The organism is Vreelandella titanicae BH1, assembly GCF_000336575.1.
Classification (GTDB): domain Bacteria; phylum Pseudomonadota; class Gammaproteobacteria; order Pseudomonadales; family Halomonadaceae; genus Vreelandella; species Vreelandella titanicae.
Genome location: NZ_AOPO01000019.1, coordinates 36898 through 63373 on the forward strand (window position 1 = coordinate 36898; position 26476 = coordinate 63373).

The 26476-nt window shown below is 59.2% G+C and carries 25 protein-coding genes and 1 pseudogene; 12 read left to right on the plus strand and 14 right to left on the minus strand.

Annotated features, from left to right (window positions below; translation table 11 throughout):
- Window positions 1-35: 35 nt before the first annotated feature.
- Window positions 36-749, plus strand: a complete 714-nt coding sequence (locus HALTITAN_RS21735; RefSeq protein ID WP_009288380.1) for an SIR2 family NAD-dependent protein deacylase — start codon at window positions 36-38, stop codon at window positions 747-749.
- A 186-nt stretch (window positions 750-935) separates the two neighbouring features.
- On the opposite strand, the gene bioA is transcribed toward HALTITAN_RS21735, so the two are convergent.
- The 6 genes from bioA to bioB are packed head-to-tail and all read right to left on the minus strand — an operon-like array spanning window position 936 to window position 6629.
- Window positions 936-2210: an adenosylmethionine--8-amino-7-oxononanoate transaminase gene (gene bioA / locus HALTITAN_RS21740; RefSeq protein WP_009288381.1), complete on the minus strand. Its 1275-nt coding sequence runs from the start codon at window positions 2208-2210 to the stop codon at window positions 936-938.
- The gene (gene bioD / locus HALTITAN_RS21745; protein ID WP_009288382.1) at window positions 2207-2896 is read right to left on the minus strand and encodes a dethiobiotin synthase; all 690 of its coding nucleotides are present in this window, start codon (window positions 2894-2896) and stop codon (window positions 2207-2209) included. The genes bioA and bioD overlap by 4 nt, the downstream gene beginning before the upstream one ends.
- Window positions 2893-3675: a methyltransferase domain-containing protein gene (locus HALTITAN_RS21750; RefSeq protein WP_009288383.1), complete on the minus strand. Its 783-nt coding sequence runs from the start codon at window positions 3673-3675 to the stop codon at window positions 2893-2895. The genes bioD and HALTITAN_RS21750 overlap by 4 nt, the downstream gene beginning before the upstream one ends.
- Window positions 3672-4418 (minus strand): alpha/beta fold hydrolase, encoded by a 747-nt coding sequence (locus HALTITAN_RS21755; RefSeq protein WP_009288384.1) that lies wholly within the window; start codon window positions 4416-4418, stop codon window positions 3672-3674. The genes HALTITAN_RS21750 and HALTITAN_RS21755 overlap by 4 nt, the downstream gene beginning before the upstream one ends.
- A complete protein-coding gene (bioF, locus tag HALTITAN_RS21760; protein WP_009288385.1) occupies window positions 4400-5557 on the minus strand; it encodes an 8-amino-7-oxononanoate synthase in 1158 nt (385 codons plus the stop codon). Before bioF ends, HALTITAN_RS21755 begins: the two co-directional genes overlap by 19 nt.
- Window positions 5550-6629, minus strand: coding sequence for a biotin synthase BioB (bioB, locus tag HALTITAN_RS21765; protein WP_009288386.1), 1080 nt, complete (start codon window positions 6627-6629; stop codon window positions 5550-5552). Before bioB ends, bioF begins: the two co-directional genes overlap by 8 nt.
- 164 nt (window positions 6630-6793) lie before the next feature.
- Between bioB and HALTITAN_RS21770 the strand changes: the two genes are divergently transcribed.
- Window positions 6794-7594, plus strand: coding sequence for a tRNA-uridine aminocarboxypropyltransferase (locus tag HALTITAN_RS21770; protein ID WP_022520101.1), 801 nt, complete (start codon window positions 6794-6796; stop codon window positions 7592-7594).
- On the opposite strand, the gene HALTITAN_RS21775 is transcribed toward HALTITAN_RS21770, so the two are convergent.
- The 7 genes from HALTITAN_RS21775 to def all read right to left on the minus strand — a co-directional run bounded on the left by HALTITAN_RS21775 (window position 7529) and on the right by def (window position 15026).
- The gene (locus tag HALTITAN_RS21775; RefSeq protein WP_039860534.1) at window positions 7529-8803 is read right to left on the minus strand and encodes a TraB/GumN family protein; all 1275 of its coding nucleotides are present in this window, start codon (window positions 8801-8803) and stop codon (window positions 7529-7531) included. The two genes, HALTITAN_RS21770 and HALTITAN_RS21775, sit on opposite strands and share 66 nt — an antisense overlap.
- Before the next feature lie 44 nt (window positions 8804-8847).
- Window positions 8848-10296 (minus strand): TrkH family potassium uptake protein, encoded by a 1449-nt coding sequence (locus tag HALTITAN_RS21780; RefSeq protein ID WP_009288387.1) that lies wholly within the window; start codon window positions 10294-10296, stop codon window positions 8848-8850.
- 52 nt (window positions 10297-10348) lie between these two features.
- Window positions 10349-11722: a Trk system potassium transporter TrkA gene (trkA, locus tag HALTITAN_RS21785; RefSeq protein WP_039860535.1), complete on the minus strand. Its 1374-nt coding sequence runs from the start codon at window positions 11720-11722 to the stop codon at window positions 10349-10351.
- A gap of 175 nt (window positions 11723-11897) precedes the next feature.
- A complete protein-coding gene (locus HALTITAN_RS21790; RefSeq protein WP_008959783.1) occupies window positions 11898-12104 on the minus strand; it encodes a dodecin in 207 nt (68 codons plus the stop codon).
- 50 nt (window positions 12105-12154) lie between these two features.
- Entirely contained in the window at window positions 12155-13489 is a 1335-nt protein-coding gene (gene rsmB / locus HALTITAN_RS21795) for a 16S rRNA (cytosine(967)-C(5))-methyltransferase RsmB (RefSeq protein ID WP_009288388.1), read from the minus strand.
- A complete protein-coding gene (gene fmt / locus HALTITAN_RS21800; protein ID WP_009288389.1) occupies window positions 13486-14478 on the minus strand; it encodes a methionyl-tRNA formyltransferase in 993 nt (330 codons plus the stop codon). Before fmt ends, rsmB begins: the two co-directional genes overlap by 4 nt.
- Window positions 14479-14513: 35 nt before the next feature.
- Entirely contained in the window at window positions 14514-15026 is a 513-nt protein-coding gene (gene def, locus HALTITAN_RS21805; protein ID WP_009288390.1) for a peptide deformylase, read from the minus strand.
- Between the two features lie 222 nt (window positions 15027-15248).
- Here def and HALTITAN_RS21810 point away from each other — a divergent pair, with 222 nt between their 5' ends.
- From HALTITAN_RS21810 to aroE, 5 genes and pseudogenes are all read left to right on the plus strand, one after another.
- Window positions 15249-16094, plus strand: a complete 846-nt coding sequence (locus tag HALTITAN_RS21810) for a hypothetical protein (protein ID WP_009288391.1) — start codon at window positions 15249-15251, stop codon at window positions 16092-16094.
- A gap of 35 nt (window positions 16095-16129) precedes the next feature.
- Window positions 16130-17254, plus strand: a complete 1125-nt coding sequence (dprA, locus tag HALTITAN_RS21815; RefSeq protein ID WP_009288392.1) for a DNA-processing protein DprA — start codon at window positions 16130-16132, stop codon at window positions 17252-17254.
- 43 nt (window positions 17255-17297) lie between these two features.
- A complete protein-coding gene (gene tsaC / locus HALTITAN_RS21820) occupies window positions 17298-17855 on the plus strand; it encodes an L-threonylcarbamoyladenylate synthase type 1 TsaC (protein ID WP_009288393.1) in 558 nt (185 codons plus the stop codon).
- A 75-nt stretch (window positions 17856-17930) separates the two neighbouring features.
- Window positions 17931-18839, plus strand: a pseudogene (hemF, locus tag HALTITAN_RS21825) (oxygen-dependent coproporphyrinogen oxidase); the annotation flags it as partial.
- Window positions 18840-18878: 39 nt separating this feature from the next.
- Window positions 18879-19706, plus strand: a complete 828-nt coding sequence (aroE, locus tag HALTITAN_RS25045; RefSeq protein ID WP_083868879.1) for a shikimate dehydrogenase — start codon at window positions 18879-18881, stop codon at window positions 19704-19706.
- A gap of 24 nt (window positions 19707-19730) precedes the next feature.
- Here the strand turns inward: aroE and HALTITAN_RS21830 are convergent, their stop codons facing one another.
- Window positions 19731-20690 carry a LysR family transcriptional regulator gene (locus HALTITAN_RS21830; protein WP_009288395.1) on the minus strand — a complete coding sequence of 320 codons (960 nt, stop codon included), beginning with the start codon at window positions 20688-20690 and terminating at the stop codon, window positions 19731-19733.
- Window positions 20691-20808: 118 nt separating this feature from the next.
- Here HALTITAN_RS21830 and HALTITAN_RS21835 point away from each other — a divergent pair, with 118 nt between their 5' ends.
- The 5 genes from HALTITAN_RS21835 (at window position 20809) to HALTITAN_RS21855 (ending at window position 26466) form a co-directional block, all read left to right on the plus strand.
- A complete protein-coding gene (locus tag HALTITAN_RS21835) occupies window positions 20809-21942 on the plus strand; it encodes an iron-containing alcohol dehydrogenase (protein WP_009288396.1) in 1134 nt (377 codons plus the stop codon).
- Between the two features lie 42 nt (window positions 21943-21984).
- Window positions 21985-23571 (plus strand): aldehyde dehydrogenase (NADP(+)), encoded by a 1587-nt coding sequence (locus tag HALTITAN_RS21840; protein WP_039860537.1) that lies wholly within the window; start codon window positions 21985-21987, stop codon window positions 23569-23571.
- A gap of 143 nt (window positions 23572-23714) precedes the next feature.
- Window positions 23715-24704, plus strand: a complete 990-nt coding sequence (gene dctP, locus HALTITAN_RS21845) for a TRAP transporter substrate-binding protein DctP (RefSeq protein WP_039860559.1) — start codon at window positions 23715-23717, stop codon at window positions 24702-24704.
- The gene (locus HALTITAN_RS21850) at window positions 24701-25192 is read left to right on the plus strand and encodes a TRAP transporter small permease (protein WP_022520088.1); all 492 of its coding nucleotides are present in this window, start codon (window positions 24701-24703) and stop codon (window positions 25190-25192) included. The genes dctP and HALTITAN_RS21850 overlap by 4 nt, the downstream gene beginning before the upstream one ends.
- Entirely contained in the window at window positions 25189-26466 is a 1278-nt protein-coding gene (locus tag HALTITAN_RS21855) for a TRAP transporter large permease (RefSeq protein ID WP_009288398.1), read from the plus strand. The genes HALTITAN_RS21850 and HALTITAN_RS21855 overlap by 4 nt, the downstream gene beginning before the upstream one ends.
- The last annotated feature ends 10 nt before the right edge of the window (window positions 26467-26476 follow it).

The window sequence follows — 26476 nt, forward strand, 5'->3', positions numbered from 1 at the left end:
TTAAGAAACAGTGAAACATAAACAACGAGGTCATCATGGCAGCAAGCCCGCATTTGGTGGTGTTTACCGGCTCGGGGATTAGTGCTGAGAGTGGTATCAAGACCTTCCGTGCCAGCGACGGCCTATGGGAAAACCATCCTGTCGAGGATGTTGCCACTCCCGAGGCGTGGCAACGTGACCCGCAGCAAGTGCTGGATTTTTACAATCAACGACGTGATCAGATCCGTCGTGCCAAGCCCAACGCGGCGCACAAGGCGCTAGCTGCCCTGGAGCAAGACGGCTTTAGCGTCAGTATCATTACCCAGAATATTGATGACCTTCATGAGCGTGCAGGCTCCCGCCATGTATTACATCTACACGGCGAGATTTTAAAAGCACGTTCGTCAATCGATGAGCGCATGCGCTACCCGCTGCCGAAAGGCGGCATCGAACTAGGCAATGTGTGCGACAAGGGCAGCCAACTGCGACCCGACGTGGTCTGGTTTGGCGAGTCGGTGCCGCTGTTTGCGGAGGCCTGTGAACTTGTCAGTCAGGCTGACTTTCTACTGGTCGTCGGCACATCGCTGGCAGTTATGCCCGCCGCTTCGCTGCTCTCGTACATTGACTACGACACGCCCTGCGCACTGGTCGACCCGGAGGCGGATATGCTCAGCCCGCCAGGCGTATTGGCAATTAACACCACCGCTGGAGAAGGCGTTCCAGCGTTGGTAAACCGCTGGAAGCAGCAGGGTAATCTACTGTTGTCTTGAAAATTCGAGACTGGATCGGCACAGCCTTCTGCGGGGGCGCTGTAAACCCGTCCATGGGCGCTACTTTTGTCATCTGACCGCCATGGATGGCGGAAATGCCGGAATTGTTGGGAACATTTTCCGGTCATGACAAAAGACCCCCGCTACAGGCTGATCCCGATCTCGTGTTGAGTAATCATTGTGGCTTTATTGAGGCCTTAAGAACCACGCCTTCATCACCTTGGTAATCTGGGTGATTTCCGCTTCAGTGGTGATGTAGGCGGGCATAGTATACAGCCAGCGGCCAATGGGGCGCAGCCACACGCCTCGCTCCCGGGCGAAGTCACCTACGCCTTTCAGCGCCTCGGCGGAGTGCGCTTCGATAACGGCGGTGGCGCCAAGGACTCGAACGTCAGCCACGGCCGGGTGCGTGTTCAGCACCTGGTCTTCAAGTAGCTCACGCTGCAGTTGCTGGCTGAGTGTCGCAATCTTGTCCAGGTAATTCTCTTCCTCGAAGACGCGCAGACTCTCCAATGCCACGCGGCAGGCCAACGGGTTGCCCATAAAGGTAGGCCCGTGCATAAAGGCGTGCTGGGGAGTATCGCCGATAAAGGCGTCATGGACACGATCTGTGGCGAGCGTAGCGGCGTGACCCAAATAGCCGCCGGTCAAACCTTTGGAGAGCACCATGATATCCGGAGTGATGCCCGAATGGTCGGCGGCAAACAGTTTGCCGGTGCGGCCAAAGCCGGTGGCGACTTCGTCAAAAATCAACAGCACCCCAAACTTATCGCACAGTTCCCTGGCGCCAGTAACATAGTCTGGCGAGGTCATGTTGAGCCCGCCTGCCGCTTGTAACAGGGGCTCCATCAGCAGTGCAGCGATCTCTTCATGGTGGCGCTCAAGTACGCTGCGCAGGGCGCTAAGGTCGTGCTCGACCTGTTCAGCGGTGGCATCAAAAGGGGCCGTGGGCGCCGGGGCGAAATGGTGCTGGGGTAGTAGACTGGCGAACAGACTGTGCATGCCTTCTTCAGGGTCGCACACTGCCATGCAGCCGGTGGTGTCACCGTGGTAGGCCTTCATCAGCGAGAGCATCTTGTGCTTACCGGGGTTGCCGGTGAGCACCTGGTACTGGAGGGCCATTTTCATCGCCACTTCCATGCCCACCGAACCACTGTCTGAATAGAAAACGTGGTTCAGCCCGGCGGGGGTAATGCGCACCAGTTCACGAGCTAATTGATCGGCGGGCTTATGCGTCAAGCCGCCAAGCATCACGTGGCACAGCTCGCCTGCCTGTTCGCGAATGGCCGCCACCAAGCGCGGGTGGCCGTAACCGTGGATCATGCACCACCAGGAGCAGGTGGCGTCCAGCAGGTGTTCGCCGCTCTCAAGCACAAAGTGAACGCCGTCGCCGCCGACTACCTTGGGGGCGGGTGTCTGGGTTTTTAGGTGTGCATAAGGATGCCAAACCGGCGTGTTCATAACGGCTCCAGGGATAGGTAGGGGGCGGCAGTCGCGGCACTGGGGGCATCTAGATGGGGAATAATGCCTAAACAGGGAGCCGTCAGCTTGGCGTTTAGATGGGCAATATTGGCCTCAAAGCGGGCTGTGTCAGCCGCAAAAGCGGGGTCTACCACGCTGCCTGCCCAGCCGGCTAATACCAAGCCGTCGGCGCGAATGGCTTCTGCGGTTAGGCGAGCATGATTCAAGCAGCCCAGCTTTAGGCCAACCACCAGAATCACCGGTAGCTCAAGCGCCATCGCCAGGTCGGCAAAATCTTCCTGTTCGTTTAACGGTACGCGCCAGCCGCCGGCGCCTTCAATCAGAGTGATGTCTCTGGGTGTTTGGCTAAGCGTTTCGCGCAGCAAGCTAACGATGGTGCTAATCTCAAGCGGCTGACCCGCCTCTAACGCAGCGAGGTGAGGCGCAATGGCGGGGGCAAAGGCGATGGGATTCACCGTGGCGTAGTCGACCGGCGGCACGCTTTGATGCTGAAGGGCGAGAGCATCACTATTTTGCAGGCCTTCAGGCGTCGCTTGGCTGCCTGAGGCGATAGGTTTCAAGCCCAGCGTGCTCAACTGCTGTTGGCGGGCGGTATATAGCAATCCGCTGGTCACCAATGTTTTACCCGCATCGGTATCGGTGCCAGTCACAAACCAGACGTTCATAGCGATTTTTCCAATTGCAGCGTTAAGCAGTGGTAACTCACGGGTAGGCCTTCCGGCTGACGGAGTTGTTCAAAGCGCGCTCGTGCGGCGGCGATGTCTCTTCGGCTAAGGCTGGCTTGTGGCCGGGCAATCTGAGCGCCAACACCTTTGATAGACGCCATTACCGCCTTCAAGTCAGGGTAATAGAAGCGCTCAACGGTGGCCGTCTGCCGGGTGATGGTTAAGCCGCTTTCGCCGATGGCTCTCTCGACGCTGGCGCGATCAGGCGTTTGCAGCAGCGCTTCGGGTCTCTGCCAGGCACGGGCAACTTCTTTCAACGTTCCTGGCAGCAGCGTCGTAATATGCGCCTGCCCACCGGGCGTGAGAGCCCGGTAAAGCTCAGCCATCACCGCGCCAATGTCGGGGCACCACTGCACCGCCAGGTTGGAAAACACCAGATCAAATGCATGCTTACCAAACGGCAGTGCCGCGGCGTCTCCCGGTTGCCAATGAATGCTTTCACCGTGGTGCTGGCGGGCCTGTTCCAGCATGCCGGGGGCTAAATCTAACCCCGTTATACGAGCATTCGGGTAACGTTCAGCCAACCGCTGTGTCCAGTAGCCGGTACCACACCCCATATCCAACACGTTAAAAGCGTGTGGAGGTAACGAACCCCAAAGCTTCTCGCCTATGTGGCGCTGGGCAGTGGCGAGCACATCATAGCGGGGAGCAGCCCGGGAAAAGGCGTGGGCGACCCGTGCCTGCCAGCTGGCCTCACTGTTCAGCATTAGGTCGCTCATAAAACCGCCATGGTGGCGTTAACCATCTGGTGGGCATGATGGCCAATCGTTGCTGCGAGTGCCTGGGGCTGCGAGAGCATCGGGCAGTGGCCGACATCGCTTAGGGGCTTGCTTACGCGGCGCTGGGCGGGGCTGATGAATGGATCATGGTCGCCGATGAGACGTACCACTGGGCAAGGGGGCGCCGCTAGGCGTGGGCGATTATCAATGGTTGCCAGCCAGTGTAGGCCGGTAGCCAAGGTGGGGCTGTCGGCAGGCGGTGTATCGCCCAATAAATCACGCAGTTGCCGGTGAACTTGCCGGGGGCCGGGCTCACCTTGGGTCTGCCAGCGCAAAAAGTGTTGCCAGGTCGCGGTGGGGTCGCGCTGAAAGGCGCGTTGGAAGGCACTCAGCTCGGCGCTAGTGACGCCACCTTTGGCGCTGACCTCGCCTTTGACACAGAACGTCTCCCCCGCACCGAGCAGAATCAGGCCCCGAGGTGGGGGAAGATATGCCAGTAGCGCCGTAGCAAGTAGCCCACCCAATGACCAGCCGACCCAGACCGCATCGCTGGCTAACGGCTCGGCCATAGTGTCGGCCAGCTCTTCCAGCGTAGCGTTCGCCCTCAGCGGGGGTGCATCGCCGTAGCCGGGCCACTCCACCGCGTGGGAAGATAGGTGAGTGGGCCAGTACGCCTCAAGCGGCTGCCAAATACGCTGGTCGATTCCCCAGCCGGAGAGCAGGATTAAGCGCAGGGGCTGCATAACGCCTCTTGGTGCTGGCAGTGGTGGAGCGCGGCTAACAGTTGATCAATATCGTCGTGCTGATGGCGAGCGCTTAAAGTCACACGCAGACGGGATTCACCCTTGGGCACTGTTGGCGGTCTAATCGCCCCCACCTGTATACCCTTTTGCTGGAGATGTAATGCCCAGCCTAGGGTGCGCGTTTCATCGCCCAGGATCAGCGGCTGAATGGGGGTGGCCGAATCGCTGAGAGCTAGCCCCAGGTGCAGCGCCTCACGGCGAAAGTAAGCGATATTGGCGTTTAGCTGAGCGCGGCGTTCCGGTTCGCCCTGAACGATCTCCAGCGCTTTTAAAGTCGCGGCGGAGATGGCCGGAGGTTGGGCGGTGGTATAGACATAGCTGCGTGAAAACTGGATCAGGTGATCGATTAACTCGGTATCACCAGCAACAAACGCCCCGGCGGTGCCTAATGCTTTTCCTAACGTGCCGACAAGAATCGGCACGTCCTTACTACTCCAGGTGTTGCCCACGCAGCCGCTGGCATTGTCGCCTAGCACGCCTACGCCGTGGGCATCATCGATCATCAGCCAGGCGCTGTGCTGCTGACTGACTTCGACCAGCGTGGCAATATCGGCGATATCGCCATCCATACTGAAAACACCATCGCTGACCACGAGCTTATGCGCGCACTCACTGCGTGCCAGCAGGCTGTTCAGATCAATGGCATCGCGGTGATGAAAGCGCCGCGAGCGGGCACCGCTTAACGCGGCGCCATCAATTAGCGATGCGTGGTTGAGGCGATCCTGGAAAATAGCGGTATGGCGATCTGCCAGCGCTTGCAGCACGCCGAGATTGGCCATATAACCGGTAGAAAACAGCAGCGCACGTTCGCGGCCTGTCCAGCGTGCTAACGCTTCTTCCAGAGCGTCGTGAATCTCTAGATGACCGCTGACCAAGTGCGAAGCACCTGCACCCGCGCCAAACTGGCGCGCGCCTTCCGCCTGGGCTTCACACACGCGAGGGTCTAGGGTGAGGCCCAGGTAGTCGTTACCTGCAAAGTCGAGGGTATTGTTTTTGGCTACCTGACGAGTTCGCCAGCGCTCCGTCTGTTGACGATGAGCGCGGGCGTCGGCCAGACGCTGTTGCCACGCTTCAGACACTGGCGTCTACCGCCAGCTCGGCAACCCTTTCGGCGTGCACCTGCTGCTGTGCCTGTTGGGCAAGGCGTGCTGCTTGAGTATCTTCGCTTTCGCAGGTCTCGCGCTTCTCAGGGTGCAGGCCCAGCTTGGCAAACAGGGCACGGTCACGATCCACTTGGGGGTTGCCAGTGGTCAGCAGTTTGTCGCCATAGAAGATCGAGTTGGCACCGGCCAAAAACGCCAGCGCCTGGGTTGATTCGTTCATCTGCTCGCGGCCAGCGGAGAGCCGTACATGGCTTTGCGGCATCATAATGCGGGCGACCGCAATGGCGCGTATGAACTCGATGGGGTCTAAATCTTCAACATTTTCCAGCGGTGTGCCGGGCACTTTCACCAGCATATTAATCGGCACGGATTCAGGGTGCGGGGAGAGCTTGGCCAGCTGTTGCAACAGGGCGCTACGGTCTTTGGCATCTTCACCCATGCCGAGAATCCCGCCAGAGCAGACCTTCATGCCCGCATCGCGCACGTTGGTGAGCGTTTCCAGCCGGTCGCTGTAGGTGCGGGTGGTAATGATCTCGCCGTAGAACTCCGGCGAGGTATCCAGGTTGTGGTTGTAGTAATCGAGCCCTGCCGTGGCCAATCGACTGGCCTGTTCGCCGTCGACCATCCCCAGCGTCATGCAGGTTTCAAGGCCCACGGCTTTCACCTGACGAACCATCTCTTCGACCAGCAGTAGATCTTTATCCCGCGGGCTTCGCCAGGCGGCGCCCATGCAAAAACGGCTGGCACCTGCCTCTTTCGCTGCCTTGGCTTGTTCGACGACCTTTTCAATTTCCAGCAGCTTCTCTTTTTCCAGCTGAGTGTTGTAGTGGCCGGATTGGGGACAGTATTTGCAGTCTTCGGGGCAGGCGCCGGTCTTGATCGACAGCAGGGTAGAGACCTGCACCGCGTTAGCATCGAAGTGGGCACGGTGAACCTGCTGGGCTTGAAACAGCAGGTCATTGAACGGCAGCGCGAAAAGCGCGTTGATCTCATCCAGCGTCCAGTCGTGGCGCTGCGCATGAAGAAGCTGTTCGTGATGCACGGTCATGGTGTAAACCTTTTTACCTTTAATAGTTGACGAGACTTTAGCGGCGTTGCGCTTTGGGTGTCAACGTTGGAGATTTTTTAGGTTTACGGTGGTGGTGGAAACATTCGTCAAAAGATGATGCGCTCATTTATACTCTGCGCCCTTTTTCACATTCTGGAGCGTGGATGTCTGATGTTGATAGCTCTGTTGACGAGAGCTCTGTGAATCATGATTCAGCCGCTGAACATCCGCGTCCGCCGCGGCGCGAGTTCAAGGCGCGGGGCAGTTTTGTCACCCGCTGCGATAACTGTCAGCTCCCCGTACTGAATTGCCTGTGCCCCTATCAGGTGAAGGCGGAGAGCCATGCTCAGGTGTGGTTATTGACCCACCCCTTGGAGCATTACAAGCCAACCAACACCGGGCGTTTGATTGGTGATGTGATCACGACGACCCAAGTGTTTACCTGGTACCGCACGGCGCCGGATGCACAGCTGGCCGCGTTGTTGAAAGATCCTCTTTACGCGCCCTTTGTGATCTTTCCCGATGATCAGCCCGACTATGCGGATCGGGTGGTTGGCATAGACGCGGTGCATGCGGCGAAAGCGCAGGCGCGCATTCCGGTATTTATTATTCTGGATGGCACTTGGCGTCAGGCGCGGCGCATGTTCCGTAAAAGCGCTTATCTGGATGCTTTGCCCGTGCTGCCATTGAGAACCGAGCGCGAGACGCGCTACCGGCTGCGCAAACCGGCGTCAAAATCGCACCTTTGTACTGCGGAAGTGGCTATTGAGCTGCTGCGCCAGGGCGGGGATACGGTTGCTGCGGGCGTGCTGGATGACTACTTTGAGGTGTTTAACGATAGTTATGCGGCGAGCCGATTGCATCACAAAATCGACCCGCCTACTGCGGCGATGCGGCGCCTAGCCGCCAAACAGAGCACCGGCGATTCTGAATCCGGCCACCCAGGTGCCCACCGCGGAGCCTAGCGTGGCGAGAATAAACACCAGCAGGGTGCGCGATACACGGTTTTTCCACCAGCCTTTCAACTGCGTTACATCGTGGCGTAGCGATGAAAAATCGCGCACTTTGGGTTTGCGCATAAAGAGCTCAACCCCAGCGGCCACAAAGCCAGCGCCGATGGTGGGGTTCAGCGAGGTGAGCGGCGCGGCAAAGAAGGTGGCAATCACGGTCACCGGGTGCGCCATGGCGATAATCGTCGCACCGCCAGAGAGAATACCGTTAATCAAGAACCACTCAAGCACCAGTTGCCAGCCAAGGTCGGTGTTGCGTGAAAAGCCAATCGCAAAGCCGGTAAGCACCAACGCGGTAATCAGCCACGGCAGCGCTTTCCAAAGCTTGGACGGTGGCGGGGTGGCTTCCAGCGATTCGCGCTCTACTTTTGGCTCCGCGGGTAGCGGGGCTTCAAGATGTTCGCCGGTACCTTTGAGGTGGCCTGCGCCGAGCACCACTAACACGTGCTGGTAGCGCCCCGGCGGCGCGTCTTCGGCCAAACGCAGTGCCATATAGCGGTCGCGCTCGCGAATCAACGGTGTATAGAGCGCTTCGGATTCGGCGGCAAACTCGCTGAAGGTGGCCTCCAGCATATCGCCCTCTTTGAGCTTTTCGATGTCCTCTTTGGAGACATCCTGACGCGATAACACGCTGCCAAGCAGGCCTGAAAACAGCGAGAAGCGCTGCCACCAGGGCACATTGCTGTAAATGCGTTTCAGCGTTACGCCGACATCGCGGTCAACCAGCAACAGCGGCAGTTTCAGTCGGTTAGCTTCCTCAACTGCCGCACGCATTTCGGCCCCCGGCTGAATGCCGGATTGATCGGCAATCCGTTGCTGAAAGGCGCCCAGCGCCAGGCTTGCGGCCACCATGCCCGCTTTACCTTGTTTAAAGACTTGGAACAGATCCTGCTCGCCCATTGCATCCGGGTTGGACATGCTGTGGTGGCGGGCGTCACATAACTCAATGGCCACTGCATCAAAGGCGCCGCTTGCTAACAGCGCATGCACGTCGTCGGCACTTTCCGCCGACACATGGGCCGTGCCCAGCAGCGTGTAGCGGGTTTCACCGACAGTGATTGTTTTTAACGGCCCGCTGGTGGCTGGCAGCGAAGTCGGTGTTTCAGCCAGCGACCCCGCTTCTGCGTTGGGCGTTTCGTCGTGAGATGTATCTTCGTGGTTCATTAACAGCTCTCAAATCGATCAATAAGGGGGCAGGCGTGAAGCGCTTAACGCCGCCAGAAAGCGGGGGTAAACAGCACCAGTACCGTAAAAATTTCCAGGCGACCGAGCAGCATAGCCATGACCAGTATCCATTTCGCCAAGCTAGGCATGTCGCCATAGTGAGTGTGGGATTCACCCAGTGCAGGGCCGAGATTGTTGAGGGCCGAGCCCACCGTCGACCAGGCTGTGACCTGATCAACCCCGGTCGCCATGACGCCCACTAGCATTAAAAAGAACAGCATCACGTAGACTGAAAAGAACCCCCATACCGCTTGAGCAATGCTGTCGGGGACACTGACTTTACCTACTTTGACCGCAATCACCGCATTGGGGTGGATCAATCGCATGATTTCACGCATGCCCTGCTTGAGGATCAGAATGATCCTTATCACCTTCATGCCGCCACCGGTAGAGCCGGAGCAGCCGCCAACAAAGGCTGCCACAAACAGTAAAAAGGGCAGGGCGCCGGGCCACATGGAGAAGTCGGCAACGCTGAAGCCCGCGGTGGTGGCCACCGACACGACTTGGAAAACCCCGTGTCTCAGACCGCGCGCGGTGTCGTAGGTGTCGGTTAACCACAGAGAGAGCACGGTGACCACGGACAGCGCGAGTAGAAATAGCATCAAAAAGCGCGCTTCGGGGTCGTGAAAGTAGTGCATCAGGCTTTTTTCACGCCAAGCGATAAAGTGTAGGCTAAAGCTGAACGCCGAAATCAACATAAAACCCACGCATATCATCTCGATGGTAGCGCTATCGAAATAGCCGATGCTGGCGTCGTGAGTGGAGAAGCCACCAATGGCGACGGTGGAAAAGCTATGGCTCAAGGCATCGAACCAGCTCATGCCCGCTAACATATAGGCGATCATGCAGGCCAGGGTGAGCGTGGCGTAGATATACCATAGCGCCTTGGCGGTTTCGGTGATGCGTGGTGTGAGCTTGGAGTCTTTCAGCGGCCCAGGAATCTCGGTGCGATACAGCGCCATACCGCCCACGCCGAGGGTGGGCAAAATGGCGACGGCCAAAACGACGATCCCCATGCCGCCCAGCCACTGGAGCTGCTGGCGATAGTAGAGAATCGACTCGGGTAGAAAATCGATGCCGGTAATCACCGTGGCGCCGGTAGTGGTTAAACCGGAGAACGACTCAAATACCGCATCGGTGACGCCGAGAGAACCTTCGCCGAATAGCATCAGCGGCAGTGAGCCGAACAGCGCCAGCACCGTCCAGAACATCGCGGCGATAATAAAGCCGTCGCGGATACGCAGCTCTTTTTGCGAGCGTCGATTGGGAAGGTAAAGCAGTAATCCCGTCACCACCGAAATCGCAATACCGCTAATAAAGGCACTCCACACGCCGTCACGAAACCAGAGTGAAATCAGCGTTGGGGGGAGCATGGTAAGGCTGAAGAGCATCAGCAGCAGCCCCAAAATGCGCAAAATAACCCGCAGACTCATGGTTGTCGCATGCTCCTGTTATTAGCAGCCAGTGGCCGTGGTTCGAGGGTTATCAAAAGAACGTTAAGCCGACTTGGAACAGGCGCTCCACATCGCGAATGCGGCGCTTGTCGATCACAAATAGAATCACGTGGTCACCGCTCTCAACCATCACGTCGCCGTGGGCGATAATGACTTCCTTGCCGCGCACAATCGCACCGATGGTGGTGCCCTCGGGCAGGTCGATCTCGCGGATGGTACGCCCGACCACCTTGGAGGACTGCTTATCGCCGTGGGCGATGGCTTCAATGGCCTCGGCGGCGCCCCGGCGCAGCGAGTGAACGTTGACGATATCACCCCGACGCACGTGGGTGAGCAAGCTGCCGATGGTCGCCTGCTGGGGAGAAATAGCGATATCGATCTCGCCCCCCTGCACCAAATCCACGTAAGCGGCGTTGTTGATCAGCGTCAGCACCTTCTTCGCCCCCAAACGCTTGGCGAGTAGCGACGACATGATATTGACCTCGTCGTCGTTGGTCAGCGCGCAGAAGATATCGCACTCTTCGATATTCTCCTCTTCCAGCAAGCGCTTGCTGGTGGCACTGCCGTGGAGCACCACGGTGCGATCCAGTCGCTCGGAGAGGGTGGTGCAGCGCTCCAGGCTGTGCTCGATGATCTTGACCTGGTGGCTATGCTCCAAATGCTCCGCCAGCCGCTCGCCGATATTGCCACCCCCGGCGATCACGACCCGACGGAAGTCCCGCTCGACCCGGCGCAGCTCGCTCATCACTGCGCGAATATCCCGGCGGGCGGCGAGGAAGAACACCTCGTCGTCAGCCTCGATGACCGTATCGCCACGGGGAATGATTGGGCGGTTACGGCGGTAAATCGCCGCCACCCGGGTATCCACGTTGGGCATATGGCGGCGCAGAAAGGCCAAATCCTGGCCCACCAGCGGGCCACCGTAGAACGCTTTCACCGCCACCAGCTGTACCAGGCCACCGGCAAACTCCAAGACCTGCAAGGCGCCTGGGTGTTCGATCAGGCGGCGTACATGGTCGGTCACCACCTGCTCTGGGCTGATGAGTACATCAATGGGAATCGCTTCGTGGGCGAAGAGCCCTTTACGGGTCAAGTAGGCGGTGGCGCGTACACGGGCAATCTTGGTCGGGGTGCGAAATAGCGTGTGGGCGACCTGGCAGGCGATCATATTGATCTCATCGCTGTTGGTCACAGCGATCAACATATCAGCGTCTTCGCAGCCTGCCTGACGTAGCACAATGGGGTAGGAGCCCGCCCCGGTAACGGTGCGGATATCGAGTTTGGTATGCAGCTCACGAAGTTTTTTGGCGTCAGTGTCAACGACAGTGATGTCGTTCTCCTCGCGGGCGAGGTGTTCTGCCAGTGTGCCGCCGACCTGGCCGGCGCCGAGAATGATGATTTTCATTGCTGAGCATCGGTTCCATTAAAAGCGCCAGCGCAATATCGTTAAGACCAGGAGACGGTCTTAGGACTCAGTCCTGACGTTGAAGACGTAAATGGTCGTTCAGGTACGTCTATCATGCGCTGCAATAAAGACGGCGGCCAGTGTAAACCAGCCGCCGCCGAAAAGCAGGTGGGGATTACTCTAGCGTAAAGCCGACTTTAACCGTTACCTGCCAGTGGGCCACTTGGCCATCTTCAATATGGCCACGGGTATCGACTACTTCCAGCCAGCGCATGTGCTTAATCGTTTCTGACGCCTTGGCCAGTGCATTCTGAACCGCTTCCTCAATGCCCTTCTCGGAAGAGCCGGTCAATTCCACGTGCTTGTAAGTATGATGACTCATAGTACCTCCTTCCTTGTCATGAAATCACTGCCCCCGACATCAGTGAGCGCCTAGGCAGTGCGCTTCTCTAGTCTGGCATAAAAAAAGCCATCGTGACTGTTCTGGGCTGGAAACAGCTGGCGACCCGCGCCGCTGGAAATGCCCCAGGCAACATCGTTAGGCGTGGTGACATGGGCGTCAGGGGTGCGGGCGAGAAATGCCTCAATCTGCTCACTGTTCTCTTCCGGAAGCACCGAGCAGGTGGCGTAGAGCAGGGTGCCGCCTTCGCGCAGCATCGGCCAAAGGTTGTCTAACAGCTGACGTTGAAGCTTGGCCAGCGGCCGGATATCGTCTTTGCGCCGCAGCTTCTTGATATCCGGGTGACGGCGGATAACACCGGTGCCAGAGCAAGGGGCGTCGAGCAGGATGGCATCAAACGGCGTGCCGCTCCACCAGTCGCGCTCGGTCGCATCGGCGTGTTGGAGAACGGCCTCTACGCCTAGTCGGGTAAGGGTATCTTCCACCCGTGCCAGGCGCTGATTATCGCTATCGATAGCGGTAAGATTGATGTCGAACAGTTCGAGCAAATGGGCCGTTTTGCCGCCGGGGGCGCAGCAAGCATCCAGAACATGTGCACCTGGCCGTGGCGCAAGCACGGGCCCCAGCAGTACTGCCGAGAGTTGGGCGGCCTCGTCCTGAACGCTAATATGTCCCGCTTCGAAGCCAGGCAGCGCCGTGACATCGCAGGGTGTTTCCAGCGTGATGGCGTCTGGGGCGTGGGGGCACAGGTGACCACTCAACCCCTGCTCGGTCAACTGCGACAAGTAGGCTTCACGATCGTTGTGGTGCTGATTCACTCTCAACGTCATCGGGCCTGACTGGTTGTTGGCTTCGACAATCGCCCGCCACTGCTCTGGCCATGCCTGACGCAAGGCGTTAAGTAGCCAGGGTGGATGTTCTAACGCGACGCTCTCATCCCGGTCTACTTGGGCCTGGAGCGCCTCGGATTCGCGCTGCAATCGCCGCAAACAGCCATTTAACACGCGGGTGGCCCACTCCTTATTCAGCAAGCGCGCAGCGCCCGCGGTTTCACCTACTGCCGCGTGGGCTGGAATGCGCATGTACAACAACTGGTAAATACCCAGCAGCAGCAGCGCCTGAACATCGCTGTCGCGCTTTTTAAACGGTTGCTTAAGTAATGTGCCCGCTAAGGCTTCCAGACGCGGTAAGCGGCGGCAGGTGCCAAAGCAGAGCTCTTTGAGCAGCCCGCGGTCGCGAGCCACCACGCTGTGCTCATCCAGCCCCGCCAGTGAGCCTTGGTCGCTGAGCACCGGGGCCAGCGCGCGAGCCGCCGCGGCGCGGACTTCCTGACCACTGCCGCCTTGGGGGGAGCGCTTTTGGCTCATGGTGTTTCTCCTTCGCTGGCCTGAGCCGCTGGTTTACCAAGACGAGTACCGGTAGCAAGGCGCGCGTGGCGGGCATTGAGTAAGTCACGCACGTCCATGGCTTTACCGCCGGGCAGCTGTGCGCTGGTCACACAAAGTACCTCGCTGCCGTTTTCCCCACAGGCAATCCGCAAATGATCGTCGCCGTGGTCTAGTAGCATGCCGGGCTCGCAGGCTGGCTGATCGCCCTCTTCTACGTTCGCCATTAGCAGCCGCAGGCGATCATCGCCTAATGCGCACCAAGCCACCGGCCAGGGGTTAAAAGCGCGAATTTTGCTGGCTAACTGCTGGGCGGGCTGGGCAAAGTCGAGCTCGGCTTCCGCTTTGCTCAGCTTGGCGGCATAGGTGACGCCTTCCTCGGGCTGAGGCGTGGCATGCGCGGTGCCGGTGGCCAGGGCATCCAGCGTGTTGATCAACGCATTGGCGCCTTGAATCGCGAGACGGTCGTGCAAATCGCCGCCGGTGGTGCGGTTCGTAATGGGCGTGCGCACTTCCGTGAGCATCGCCCCGGTATCCAGGCCAGCATCCATCTGCATGATAGTTACACCCGATACGCTATCACCCGCCTCGATCGCCCGCTGTATGGGGGCAGCGCCGCGCCAGCGGGGCAGCAGCGAAGCGTGAACGTTAACGCAGCCGAGACGCGGTATGTCCAACACGGCCTGAGGAAGCAGCAGTCCATAGGCCACAACGACCATAATGTCAGCATTGAGCGCGGCCAGCTCGGCTTGTGCCTCGGGTTGCTTTAACGTCTGAGGCTGATAGACAGGCAGGCTGTGTTCCAGAGCCAGCTGTTTGACCGGGCTGGGCGTTAGCTTACGGCCGCGGCCAGCGGGGCGGTCGGGTTGGGTATACACCGCCACCACCTCGTGCTGGCTTTCCAGCAGCGCGGCAAGGCTAGAGGCGGCGAATTCAGGCGTGCCAGCAAAAACAACGCGCAATCGTGACATATAAAGAGGGCTACCTGGCGTGAATGAGAGAAGTGTTAGGCGTCCTGCATCTGCTTGTGGCGTTTCTGCATTTTCTTGCGGATACGGTCGCGCTTTAGCGGCGACAAGTAGTCAACAAACAGCACACCCTCAAGGTGGTCGTACTCGTGCTGAATACAGTGTGCCAGCAGACCTTCTGCCTCTAACTCATAGGCCTCGCCATTACGATCCAGCGCGTTGAGCTGCACCTTAAGATAGCGCGGCACTTCGGCGTAGTGCTCGGGAATCGACAGGCAGCCTTCCGAAAGTGGCTCTTTCTCGTCGCCAATGGGTGTATAGCGCGGGTTGATGAGCACCAGCGGCTGGGAGTTATCGTCGCTGACATCCATGACGACAATACGGCGATGGACATCGATCTGGGTCGCGGCTAGACCGATACCACGGGCGTCATACATGGTCTCCAGCATATCGTCGACGAGCTGGCGTACCTCATCGTCGACGGTTTCCACCGCAGCGGCCTTGGTGCGCAGGCGCTCATCGGGGAATTCAAGAATAGGAAGTTTGGCCATGGCGTTACAATCACCGTTATGCTGAGTCTAAATTAAGTCAAGCTAGGTAGTGACGAGCGTCTTCTAACCTAGGTACTTTATGATGGGTCACTATATCATGCTGTCAACGTTTCTGGGCATGGGCGCCCGATACGCACTGGGTTTCAGCAGCAACATAATAGCTGCGCTTATGCAGCGCTTCGACATGGAACTAAGAGTGATGCATTTTCTTGGGAGAGCTGGATGGCGGCAAAACAACACGCCTACCGGAGGGCTTTGAGTGGTTTGCTGCTGAGTGCAGTGGTGCTGGTGAGTATTGATGCCACCGCTTGGGAGCGTGATCAGAAAGTGATTAAACTCTCACCTCAGGTGCGTACCTTGCCCCATCGTGAAGCGATCGAGCCCATCGCCTTGGAGGAAACGCGAGCCTTTCTGCGCGAACACCGCGTCGTCGATGATGCCGAGGCGTTGCAGGAACTGGCTTACGTAGTGGCGGGAGATGATCGCCGCTTGATCAGTGGTGCGGGAGATCGGTTATACGTGCGTGGCGATGTGCCACACCATGGTCAGGTGGGTATCTATCGGCAGTCGGAGCCCTACCTGGCAATGGATGGCACGCCGCTGGGCTTAGAACTGATCAATGTTGGCATCGCTCGCCACGTCAGCAGTGAAGGCGATATTGCGCAGCTTGAAGTCGTTAGCTCCCATCAGGAAGTGCGGGTTAACGATATTGTGTTGCCCTTGGAGGAGCGCGAGCTGAGCCGTGAGTTTATGCCTCGCGCGCCGCTCAATGCGGTTGAAGGTCATGTTATTGCCGTGCCAGGGGACGTGCGCTTTATTGGCCGTTTTCAGATCGTTGCGCTGGATCTCGGCACCCTGGATGGTTTGCAGGCGGGTCATGTGTTGCGAGTCAATCAGCAGGGTGAGCTGATCAACGACCCACGTACCCAGGAGCTAGTGCAACTGCCCAGCACAGAAACGGGCAGTGTGATGGTATTCAAGCCCTATGATCGCGTCAGCTATGCCTTGGTGACGCAGGCGTCCCGGATACTGGAAGTGGGCGATGGGGTTGGGTCAGCGACGAACTAACGGGCGGCACACAAAGACGTTTAAAAGGAGGAAGTATGGACGCCCAGGCGTGGCTGGTGGTCAATGCGTTGCCGGGTATGGGGGCGCTGCGTATCGCGCAATTATTAGCCCGTCAGCCGCAGTGGCCGGAAGGCTGGCTGGCAGCACTGCCGAGCCGTGCTGCCAGCGAGTTGCGCCTGTGGCTTGAACATCCCACGCGCAGCCCGTTGCAAAATGTGGTTGATGAAACCCTGGCGTGGCAGCGAAGCGGCCCAAGTCGCCATGTGCTGCATCGAGATCACCCCGCTTGGCCTGCGCTGTTAAATGAATTGCCCGACCCGCCTGTGGTGCTCTGGGCCCAGGGGGATCTTAGCGCCCTGGAGGGCCCCAAACTTGCCATGGTAGGCACTCGTCGCCCCACCGGCGAAGGTACCCATAACGCCCAAACCTTCGCTCGCGATCTAGCCCGCCGCGGCTGGTGCGTGGTCAGCGGTATGGCCTTGGGAGTTGACGGTGTTGCCCAGCGCGCAGCGCTAAATGCCGGTGGGCGCACGATCGCTGTACTCGGCTGCGGCGTAGATGTGATCTATCCCGCCTCTCACCGTGATCTTCACGAACAGCTTAGCTCTCTACCCGGTGGCCTGGTGGTGTCAGAACATCCGCCAGGTACGCTGGCCCGCCCGGCGTTTTTCCCGCGGCGCAACCGAATCGTTACCGGCCTCTCGCTCGGTACCCTAGTGGTCGAAGCCACCGAAAAAAGCGGTTCGCTGGTCAGTGCACGGCTTACTCTAGAGCAAAATCGCGAACTGTTTGTGCTGCCCGGTTCGCTACACAATGTACAGGCCCGCGGCTGCTTGACACTACTGCGTCAAGGCAGTGCGCACCTGGCCTGTAGCGTCGACGATATCATCGCTGATCTTGGCCACTGGGCGGAGGCGTTTATCCCGCCTGAGACGGAAGAACAGCCATCTGAGCAAGAACCGCTACCCGATAGTTTGTCCGACGATAGCTTGCCCGATTCTTTATTAGCGTCATTATCGGCCACGCCGACGCCTATTGATCTCTTGGTGCACGCCACTGGCGTGACGGTCAGCGACTGCCAGCAGCGCCTACTGATGCTGGAGTTAGAAGGCTGGGTTGCACAGCAGGCGGGAGGCTGGGTGCGGTTGCCGCGGCCATGATAGGATAAAGTCATTAAAGGCCTGTTAGCCGTGAGGAGAGAGCATGAGTTTGGCGACCGATCTAGCCCCTGCGATTAGCGCGCTGCGTAGTGGGGGAGTGATTGCCTGTCCCACTGAAGCGGTTTGGGGGCTCAGCTGTGACCCCGAAAACGACGCAGCCTTAGCCCATCTAATGCGCATGAAAGAGCGCGACCCTGCCAAGGGCGTCATCCTTGTTGCTGCCAATATTGGCCAGTTCCACCCCTGGTTGAGCCAGCTTCCCCTCGCGATGCATGCTCCTCTTGCGGCAAGCTGGCCGGGGCCCAATACCTGGCTAGTGCCTGATTATGGCCGCAGCCATGGGCTGGTGCGTGGCGCCCACGAGCGCGTAGCGCTGCGGGTGACCGACCACCCGGTGATGAAAGCCCTGTGCGAAGCCTTCGGTGGTCCGTTGGTATCAACCTCGGCCAACCGTTCGGGGGAACCGCCTGCGATGAGCGCCGCTGAGATCACTGACATCTTTGCTGATGAAGTGGCCCATGTAGTGCAAGGCGAGCTGGGTGGCAATGCAAAACCCAGCACCATTAGAGACCTAGCCACCGGTAAAATCATGCGTTCTTAACCGGCTCTCCAGCTACTTACTATTCTCCATTCACCACTCTCCCATTACTACTTACCAATGCCCCCAGGAGTTACCGTGGCTCACGAGCACCTTGATGACGTTAAACGCTACCTTCTTGATCTGCAGGATCGGCTCTGCACCGGATTGGCGAAAGCCGATGGCGCTGCCCAGTTCCAAGAAGATAGCTGGGAGCGTGCAGAGGGCGGTGGTGGTCGATCACGGGTGATGACCCATGGCGGCGTATTTGAAAAAGGCGGCGTCAACTTCTCCCATGTCTATGGCACCCAGCTGCCGCCTTCGGCCACCGCCGCGCGCCCTGAACTGGCTGGTCGCAGCTTCCACGCGGTGGGCGTTTCCTGGGTGCTGCACCCGGAAAACCCCCATGTGCCTACCAGCCATGGCAACGTGCGCTTCTTTATTGCCGAGAAAGCCGGCGAGCCGCCGGTGTGGTGGTTTGGCGGCGGTTTTGACTTAACGCCGTTTTATCCCGTGATGGAAGACGTGGTGCACTGGCACCGGGTGGCAAAAGCCGCCTGCGACCCCTTTGGCGATGATGTTTATGCGCGCTATAAGGCCTGGTGCGACGAGTACTTTTACCTTAAGCACCGCGATGAAACCCGCGGCGTCGGTGGGCTGTTTTTCGATGACCTGAACGAAGGTGAGTTTGCCGATTGTTTTGCCGTTCAGCGCGCGGTGGGCGACAGTTTCTTAGCGGCTTATTTGCCCATCGTTGAGCGCCGTAAAAATGACGCCTGGGGCGAGCGGGAGCGCGACTTCCAGCTTTACCGCCGTGGCCGCTACGTGGAGTTCAACCTGGTGTGGGATCGCGGCACGCTATTTGGCTTGCAGAGCGGCGGGCGCACGGAGTCAATTTTGATGTCAATGCCGCCAATGGCGCGCTGGGAGTACGCCTTTGAGCCAGAGTCCGGCAGTCCCGAAGCGCGCTTGCAGGATTTCTTACACCCCCGGGACTGGCTCGGCGAATTCGCTGAGGATGCATCAAGGAAAAAGCGGAGAGCTCTCATGACCGATCGCTACTGCGTGTTTGGCAACCCGGTCAAACACTCCAAATCCCCGCAGATCCACGCTGAGTTTGCCCATCAAACGCAACAAACCCTTGAGTACACCGCTGAAGAAGCACCGGTGGATGGCTTTGCCGGTGCGTGGCGGGCGTTTATCGACGCGGGCGGGCGTGGCGCCAACGTTACCGTGCCGTTCAAGGGAGATGCCTTTGCGCTGTGCGACACCTTGAGCCATCGCGCCCGTCGTGCAGGGGCGGTGAATACGCTGATCCTGGGTGGCAATGGCCGTACCTACGGCGATACTACCGATGGCATTGGCCTAGTGCGCGATTTGGCCTATCACCGCGTGGCGTTAGCAGACAAGCGCATTTTGGTGGTAGGCGCAGGCGGCGCCGTGCGCGGCATTCTGGAGCCCCTGCTTGCCGAGGAGCCCAGTGAAATCGTCGTGGTCAACCGCACCGCCGCCAAGGCCGAGCAGCTGGCCAGCGATTTTGCTGATCTAGGGCCTATCCATGGCGGCGGTTTTGATACCGTTAACGGCACTTTTGATGTAGTGATTAACGGCACCAGTGCCAGCCTATCAGGCGATTTACCGCCGTTGCCTGATACGTTGTTCAATACCAATGCCTGGGCCTACGACATGATGTATGGGGCCGAGCCGACGGTATTTTTACAGTGGGCAGGCCCGCACGGCGCGAAGTTGCTTGACGGCTTAGGCATGCTGGTCGAGCAGGCCGCCGAGTCGTTTTTTCTATGGCGTAATGTGCGTCCAGAGACGGCATCGGTACGCGAAATGCTACGTCAGTCGCTGGAGTTTGACGCCTTTTAATGATGAAAGACGTTAGAGAGGCACTCAAAGGGACTCAATATATGCCTCCACATCTGCATGTAGATTGCCAACTAAAGCGACTTCCCTCATGAACAACTGAGTGGCTGGCGATAAGCTAGCCCCTTTTCGGGTGACTAATTCGTAGGGTTCGCTACGCGAGTGCAGTTGGATAGGTAGCCGATACACCATGCCCGCATCAACAAAAGGTTTTGAGGCATCGACGGACATGAGTGCGACTGATTCGCGGTCATGGCCAAGCATTGAGATGCTCGTGAAAGCGGATGCTGTTTCGATAGGGTAGAGCGGAAACGGGATCTTGGCCTCGTGAAACTCGCGTTCCAGCAATAGCCGCATCGGCATATTGGCGGGATACACAATCCACGAGGTGTCAGATAAGTCGGCGAGTGTCAGCGCTGAATGGCGAGTGAGCGGATTGTCAGGATGGCAAATGACCGCCAACTCCTCCTCGTGGATGTCCAGACTGGTGTACAGATGCGGCCTTTGATTCACTCGCGACCGGCAAATGGCGGCATCGAGTCGACCACGGTCAAGTAAGTTGAGCAGGCGCGCGCTGGTATCTTCGACCACCTCTATGGATATCGCCGGCTGCAGGCTGCGAACCCGCGACAACGCCGCCGAAATCAGTGGCACAGCCCCCATGATCAATCCCACCGCCAGTCGGCCACCACGGCCTTGCTGCATGCTTTCCAACTCTTCATGGAAGTGGGCCAGATCCGTGTTGATCAGGCGTGCATAGCGCACCGCACAGAGCCCCATGTCCGTCGTTTCCAGCCCCTTATGCGTACGCTGAAACAGCTGTACGCCCAGCATGGCTTCGATTTCATTGAGTGCTTTGGTGGCCCCTGGCTGGGTCAGCGCCACGGACTCGGCCGCTTTTTGCACCGTGCCATGTTCATGCAAGGCAATCAGCAGGCGTAAGTGGCGCATGCGCAGGCGGGAAATGATGGACGTCAGTGTAGACATGAATTTTTGTTATGCCGCTATCAGAGGTTGTCATTATCCAGCGTTGGGCCGCGCGAATATAGTCAATGCAGCAAGTCACTCTCTATTTCCGAATAATTAACAAAGACGACAACACGCTATGGCACTCATCAACTACGTGACCCAAGTACAGTTTGGCGACGGCAGCGTCGATCTATTGCAAGACGAATGCACCCGCCTGGGTATCCATCGCCCGCTGATTGTAACAGATGAAGGGATTCAACAGGCGGGACTGCTGGAGCGGATACAGCGTGTCCTGGATCACCCCGCTGCTGTCTTTACCCGTACGCCGCCCAACCCGAATGAGGGCGCGGTACGCGAGGCGGTGGCGTTTTACCAGTCCCAGCAGTGCGATGGTGTGATCGCACTGGGCGGTGGCTCGCCCATCGATCTCGCCAAGGGCGTGGCGGTGAGCGTGGCGCACCCTGGGCCGCTGCGCCAGTTCGCCGTCATCGAAGGCGGCATGTCACGGATTACCTCGGCAACCGCCCCAGTGATTGCCATCCCGACAACGGCGGGTACCGGCAGCGAAGTCGGCCGTGGAGCCATTTTGATTCTCGACGATGGCCGCAAGGTGGGCGTGCTGTCGCCCCACGTCGTCCCCAAACTGGCGATCTGCGATCCCGAGCTGACGCTTGGCTTGCCCGCCCGCATGACCGCAGCAACGGGCATCGATGCCATCGCGCACTGCATGGAAACCTTCATGGCACCCTCGTTCAATCCTCCGGCAGATGGCATTGCCCTGGATGGCTTGCGGCGCGCCTGGGCGCATATCGAAACCGCGGTCAACGAGCCGAGTAACCGTGAGGCACGCACGAACATGATGAGTGCCTCCATGCAGGGCGCGCTGGCCTTTCAAAAAGGGCTTGGCTGCGTGCACAGCCTGAGTCACTCGCTGGGTGGGCTCAATCCGTCGCTGCACCACGGCACCCTGAACGCCATTCTGCTGCCCGCAGTGATCCGCTTCAACGCCCAGGCCGACACGATGGTCAAGGACGACAAACTGGCCCGGATGGCCCAAGCGATGAACCTGCCAGCGGGCCAAGACGTGGCGGATGCCATGCAGGCGCTAACGAAGCGTCTGAATCTCCCCACGGGCTTGGGCGAGCTCGGTATTACCTCGGCCATGTTCGACGACATCATCAAGGGGGCGCTGGCGGATCATAGCCACAAGACCAACCCCATCGATGCCAGCGCCAACGACTACCGCCAACTTCTCGAATGTTCGCTGTAAGTCTTGGCGAGCGATTCCTCTGAACCATCGGGAGAGCAATGTATGAGTACCACGTTGACCGGCCAGCAGTTCATCGGCGGCGAGCGCAGCGGCCAGGGCCAGGCCTTGCTCGCCAGCGTCGCCGCCGCGGATGGTAGCCACCATGATCTGGCCTACTTTCAGGCGACGGTGGAAGAGGTCGAGCAGGCGGTAGCGGCCGCCTCTGCGGCTTATCCAGCTTTTCGCCAGCTCGCGCCAGAAGCGCGTGCACAGTTTCTGGAAGCGATTGCCGACGAGCTCGACGCACTGGGCGATGACTTCATCAATGACGTCGTGCGTGAGACGGCGCTACCCGCCGCCCGCATCAACGGTGAGCGGTGGCGTACCAGCGGGCAGTTACGGCTGTTTGCCGAGGTGTTGCGCCGAGGCGACTTTTTAGGGGCGCGCATCGATCTGGCTTTGCCTGAGCGCTCCCCTCTGCCGCGCCCTGATCTGCGCCAGGTCAAGATGGGCCTTGGGCCGGTGGCGGTCTTCGGGGCCAGCAACTTTCCGCTGGCGTTTTCCGTGGCGGGGGGCGATACCGCGTCAGCACTGGCCGCTGGCTGCCCGGTCGTGGTCAAAGCCCACTCCAGCCACGTGATGACCGCCGAATGGGTCGCACAGGCCATCGAGCGAGCGGCACGCAACGCCGCCATGCCTGTGGGCGTGTTCAACATGATCTATGGCAGTGGGGTCGGTAAAGACCTGGTACAGGCGTCGGGTATCAAGGCGGTGGGCTTTACCGGCTCGCTGTCGGGCGGGCGGGCGCTTTGCGATCTGGCCGCGCAACGTCCGGAGCCCATTCCTGTGTTTGCCGAGATGTCGAGCATCAACCCCGTTTGGCTGATGCCGGCGGCGCTGCGGGAAAGAGGCGTGCGCATTGCTACCGATCTAGCGGCGTCGGTCACCCTGGGGTGCGGCCAGTTCTGCACCAACCCGGGGCTGGTGTTGGCGGTGGACTCCCCGGAAACGGAGCAGTTTATTGCCGCGTTGGGCGACGCCCTGGCGAGTGCCGATGAGCAGGTGATGCTCAACCGCCAGACCCTGGAACACTACCAACAAGGCGTTGCGCGGCTCGCCGAACTGCCCGGGGTCACCCAGCTAGTCGGGGGCGGCGCTGTGCCGGGCAAAGCGCGAGCACACCTGTTCCGCGCGACGCCCGACTCTCTCTTCAGGTCGGATCGTCCGCTGGAGGACGAAGTCTTTGGGCCGACCACCATCGTCGTGACGGTGCCGGATAGCGAGACGCTGGCGCGCTATTTCGACGTCATGCAGGGGCAGTTGACCGTCACCCTGCACGCCGAGCCGGAAGATCTCTCGGCCCACACGGAGATGATGACGCAGTTAGAGCATCGCGCCGGGCTCCTGCTGCTCAATGGCTACCCTACGGGCGTCGAGGTGTGTGATGCGATGGTTCATGGCGGGCCTTACCCGGCGACCTCGGATGCCCGCGGAACCTCAGTCGGCACGCTGGCGATCGACCGCTATCTACGCCCCGTCTGCTTCCAGAACTACCCCGATGCCTTCCTGCCGAGTGCCCTCCAAAACGCCAATCCGTTAGGGCTGATGCGCTTGGTCAACGGGCAACTCAGCCGGGACTCACTCGGTTAGCACGCCGGTTCACGCGCAACACATCACCACAATAAAACAACACAGGTGCCATAAAAATGAAATCCAAAACGCCAACGTTAAAAACCTTCGCTGTTCAAGCGGTAGCACGCATCAATACTAAAAATAATTTAGGAGCTAATCATATGACTTACTTTAGATACGACAAAATCGCCGCGATAGTGGGAACGCTAGCGCTCTCCATGAGCTGGGGTGTATCAACGGCATTGGGGCAAACCGTGTTGACCGTCACCCACTCGTCACCCGCCGACAGCCACTTCGGTGAGGCGGCCATCGCGTTCGAGCAGAGCCTCGAAGCGCAAACCGAGGGTGCCATCGACGTCGTCATCCAGCGTTTGGACAATGAGCGCGAGGCGCTGGAGAGCGTCCAGTTCGGAACGCAGGAGTGCGCCATCGTATCAGCGGGCCCGCTGGGCAACTTTGTACCGGAAACCCGCGTGTTGGACGTGCCGTTTATGTTCGATGGCTACGACCACGCGCGCGGGGTGCTGGATGGCGAAATCGGCCAAGAGCTGCTGGCGCTTTTCCCTCGCTATGGCCTCGAAGGGGTGGCCTGGATGGAAAACGGCTTTCGCAACCTGACGACGGGTTCCAAAAGCATCGTGTCGCCGGACGACCTGGTGGGTATGAAGATCCGCACCATGGAGAACCCTATCCACATCGCGGCTTGGCAGGCGGCTGGCGTGTTGCCTACCCCGATGGCGTTCTCTGAGCTTCCGCCCGCCCTGCAGCAGGGCACGGTGGATGGCCAGGAGAATCCGATTCCGGTCATTCTGGCGAACAACCTCGATATGATGCAGCAGCATCTCTATCTGACGCGTCACGTATACTCCCCCGGCATTTTTGCCTGTAATCCCGATTTCGTTGCGGGGCTTGACGAGCAGCAACAAGCGGCCCTCAAAACGTCCGGGGCGTTTGCGGCAGCCGCGAACCGTAAACGGGTGGAAAAGGATGAGTTAGTCGGCATCGAGACGCTACGCGACCGCGGTATCGATATCGTGGAGATCGATGACATCCAGGCGTATCGCGATGCCATGGCCAGTGCCTACGCCGATTTCGAAGCCGAGTTCGGCGCCGAGAGACTGCAAGCCATCCGAGACTGGAGCGCCGAATGAGCAGGGGCATCGCCACGATCCAGCGCATCGATCGAGGCATTGCAATGGGGGTGGCGTTAGCCGCCTCCTGCGCCTTGGCGATTGCGGTAGGAGCCAGCTTCTGGCAGGTGCTGGGCCGATTCGTCTTCCAAGCCCCGTCGGTCTGGTCCGAAGCTCTGACCCGCTTAGCTCTGGTCTGGATGGTACTGCTGGGCTGTTCGGTGGCGTTGCGGCGGGGGGCATTCGTAGCCATCGATTTAGCCAAGGTACTGACCTCGGGCCGAGTGCGACGGTCGATCGAGCTGGTCACGCTACTGTCCTGCCTGACGCTGTTTGCCACGCTCTTCTGGTTTGGCTGGGAGGTGGTGTCCCGCGTGCGTTTTCAGCAGATGGCGGGGTTGGATATCTCGATGAGTTGGGGATACGCCGCCCTCCCGGTGGGGGCGGTGTTCGCCATGCTGGGTAGCATTGTTCACTTTATCGAAACAGGTAGAGGAGAGGCACCATGACCAGTGCGCTGATCACCTCCATGCTGATTCTGTTCGCGATATCGGTGCCTATCGCGATTGCCATAGGTTTGGCCTCGATGGTCGGATTGGTGGGCTTTACCAGCCTGCCGCTGCTCGTGGTGCCGCAGCAGATCTTTATCGCGCTGGATAAATTCCCGTTGGCCGCCATTCCGTTCTTTATTCTTGCGGGCAATTTGATGGAAGTAGGTGGGCTGTCGCGCAGGCTGGTCGAGTTTGCACGCGCCTTTACCGGCCAACTGCAGGGGGGGCTGGCTATCACCTGTGTACTGACCTGCATGATGTTTTCAGCCATTTCCGGGTCGAGTGTCGCCACTACCTTTGCCGTAGGGGCCATCCTCATTCCTGCCATGCGCGATTACGGCTATCCCATTGGCTTCGCGGCCGCCCTGATGGCCGTATCGGCGGAGCTTGGCGTGATTCTCCCGCCTTCGATTCCCATGATTCTGTACGGTGTCGCCACGCAGACCTCCATTCCGGATCTGTTTCTCGCGGGGGTGCTGCCAGGGGTATTGATTGCCGGTAGCCTGATGGCCACCATCTTCATCTGGTGCCGGATCAAGGGGTGGGGAAAGCGCGATGGCGATGGAAGGCTCTCTCGCCTCGACGCGATCCGGCGAGCGGTCTGGTCGCTGGTGATGCCCGTTCTTATTATGGGCGGTATTTATGGCGGTGTGACCACGCCCACCGAGGCCAGCGTCATTGCCGTGGTCTATGCGCTGGTGGTAGGGCTTTTCCTGCATCGTGAAATGACGCTCAAAGACGTTGCGTTGGCGTTTCGTAAATCGGTGGTCACCTCCGCGGTGATCATGTTCATCATCGGTGCCGCCAGTTTGATGGGCTACTTGTTGAATCGTCAGGGGGTGCCCGATGCCGCGGCGCTCTGGTTGACTAGCACCTTCGATGGCCCAACCTCGCTGATGCTGGCCATCAACTTTATGCTGTTCGTGGTGGGCATGTTCATCGAGACAGGCGCCAGCATTGTAGTGCTCGCACCGATCCTTCAGGATGCCGCACTGCGCGTGGGTATCGAGCCGGTGCACTTTGGCACCGTCATGGTGGTGAACCTTGCGCTGGGGATGATTACACCTCCGCTGGGCGTCAACCTGTTTGCTGCCGCGCAGATTGCCGGCTGTTCGGTCACGCATATGCTGAGACCGTTGCTGGTTTTCCTGGGCGTCATCATCGTCTGCCTGATGATCATCACCTTTGTCCCTCAGCTCTCGCTGTTCCTACCTGGCACGATGGCGCGTTAACAAGGCAGCT

Bases quoted from the DNA above. Each gene is read 5' to 3' on its own strand.
- fmt (WP_009288389.1), bottom strand. From the start codon at position 14,478: ATGTCACGATTGCGCGTTGTTTTTGCTGGCACGCCTGAATTCGCCGCC.
- HALTITAN_RS21840 (WP_039860537.1), top strand. From the start codon at position 21,985: ATGAGTACCACGTTGACCGGCCAGCAGTTCATCGGCGGCGAGCGCAGC.
- HALTITAN_RS21790 (WP_008959783.1), bottom strand. From the start codon at position 12,104: ATGAGTCATCATACTTACAAGCACGTGGAATTGACCGGCTCTTCCGAG.
- dprA (WP_009288392.1), top strand. From the start codon at position 16,130: ATGGACGCCCAGGCGTGGCTGGTGGTCAATGCGTTGCCGGGTATGGGG.
- HALTITAN_RS21735 (WP_009288380.1), top strand. From the start codon at position 36: ATGGCAGCAAGCCCGCATTTGGTGGTGTTTACCGGCTCGGGGATTAGT.
- aroE (WP_083868879.1), top strand. From the start codon at position 18,879: ATGACCGATCGCTACTGCGTGTTTGGCAACCCGGTCAAACACTCCAAA.
- HALTITAN_RS21780 (WP_009288387.1), bottom strand. From the start codon at position 10,296: ATGAGTCTGCGGGTTATTTTGCGCATTTTGGGGCTGCTGCTGATGCTC.
- HALTITAN_RS21850 (WP_022520088.1), top strand. From the start codon at position 24,701: ATGAGCAGGGGCATCGCCACGATCCAGCGCATCGATCGAGGCATTGCA.
- HALTITAN_RS21770 (WP_022520101.1), top strand. From the start codon at position 6,794: ATGTCTGATGTTGATAGCTCTGTTGACGAGAGCTCTGTGAATCATGAT.
- rsmB (WP_009288388.1), bottom strand. From the start codon at position 13,489: ATGAGCCAAAAGCGCTCCCCCCAAGGCGGCAGTGGTCAGGAAGTCCGC.
- HALTITAN_RS21775 (WP_039860534.1), bottom strand. From the start codon at position 8,803: ATGAACCACGAAGATACATCTCACGACGAAACGCCCAACGCAGAAGCG.
- tsaC (WP_009288393.1), top strand. From the start codon at position 17,298: ATGAGTTTGGCGACCGATCTAGCCCCTGCGATTAGCGCGCTGCGTAGT.
- dctP (WP_039860559.1), top strand. From the start codon at position 23,715: ATGACTTACTTTAGATACGACAAAATCGCCGCGATAGTGGGAACGCTA.
- HALTITAN_RS21830 (WP_009288395.1), bottom strand. From the start codon at position 20,690: ATGTCTACACTGACGTCCATCATTTCCCGCCTGCGCATGCGCCACTTA.
- HALTITAN_RS21755 (WP_009288384.1), bottom strand. From the start codon at position 4,418: ATGCAGCCCCTGCGCTTAATCCTGCTCTCCGGCTGGGGAATCGACCAG.
- bioD (WP_009288382.1), bottom strand. From the start codon at position 2,896: ATGAACGTCTGGTTTGTGACTGGCACCGATACCGATGCGGGTAAAACA.
- bioB (WP_009288386.1), bottom strand. From the start codon at position 6,629: ATGACCGTGCATCACGAACAGCTTCTTCATGCGCAGCGCCACGACTGG.
- HALTITAN_RS21750 (WP_009288383.1), bottom strand. From the start codon at position 3,675: ATGAGCGACCTAATGCTGAACAGTGAGGCCAGCTGGCAGGCACGGGTC.
- trkA (WP_039860535.1), bottom strand. From the start codon at position 11,722: ATGAAAATCATCATTCTCGGCGCCGGCCAGGTCGGCGGCACACTGGCA.
- HALTITAN_RS21810 (WP_009288391.1), top strand. From the start codon at position 15,249: ATGGCGGCAAAACAACACGCCTACCGGAGGGCTTTGAGTGGTTTGCTG.
- HALTITAN_RS21855 (WP_009288398.1), top strand. From the start codon at position 25,189: ATGACCAGTGCGCTGATCACCTCCATGCTGATTCTGTTCGCGATATCG.
- bioA (WP_009288381.1), bottom strand. From the start codon at position 2,210: ATGAACACGCCGGTTTGGCATCCTTATGCACACCTAAAAACCCAGACA.
- HALTITAN_RS21835 (WP_009288396.1), top strand. From the start codon at position 20,809: ATGGCACTCATCAACTACGTGACCCAAGTACAGTTTGGCGACGGCAGC.
- def (WP_009288390.1), bottom strand. From the start codon at position 15,026: ATGGCCAAACTTCCTATTCTTGAATTCCCCGATGAGCGCCTGCGCACC.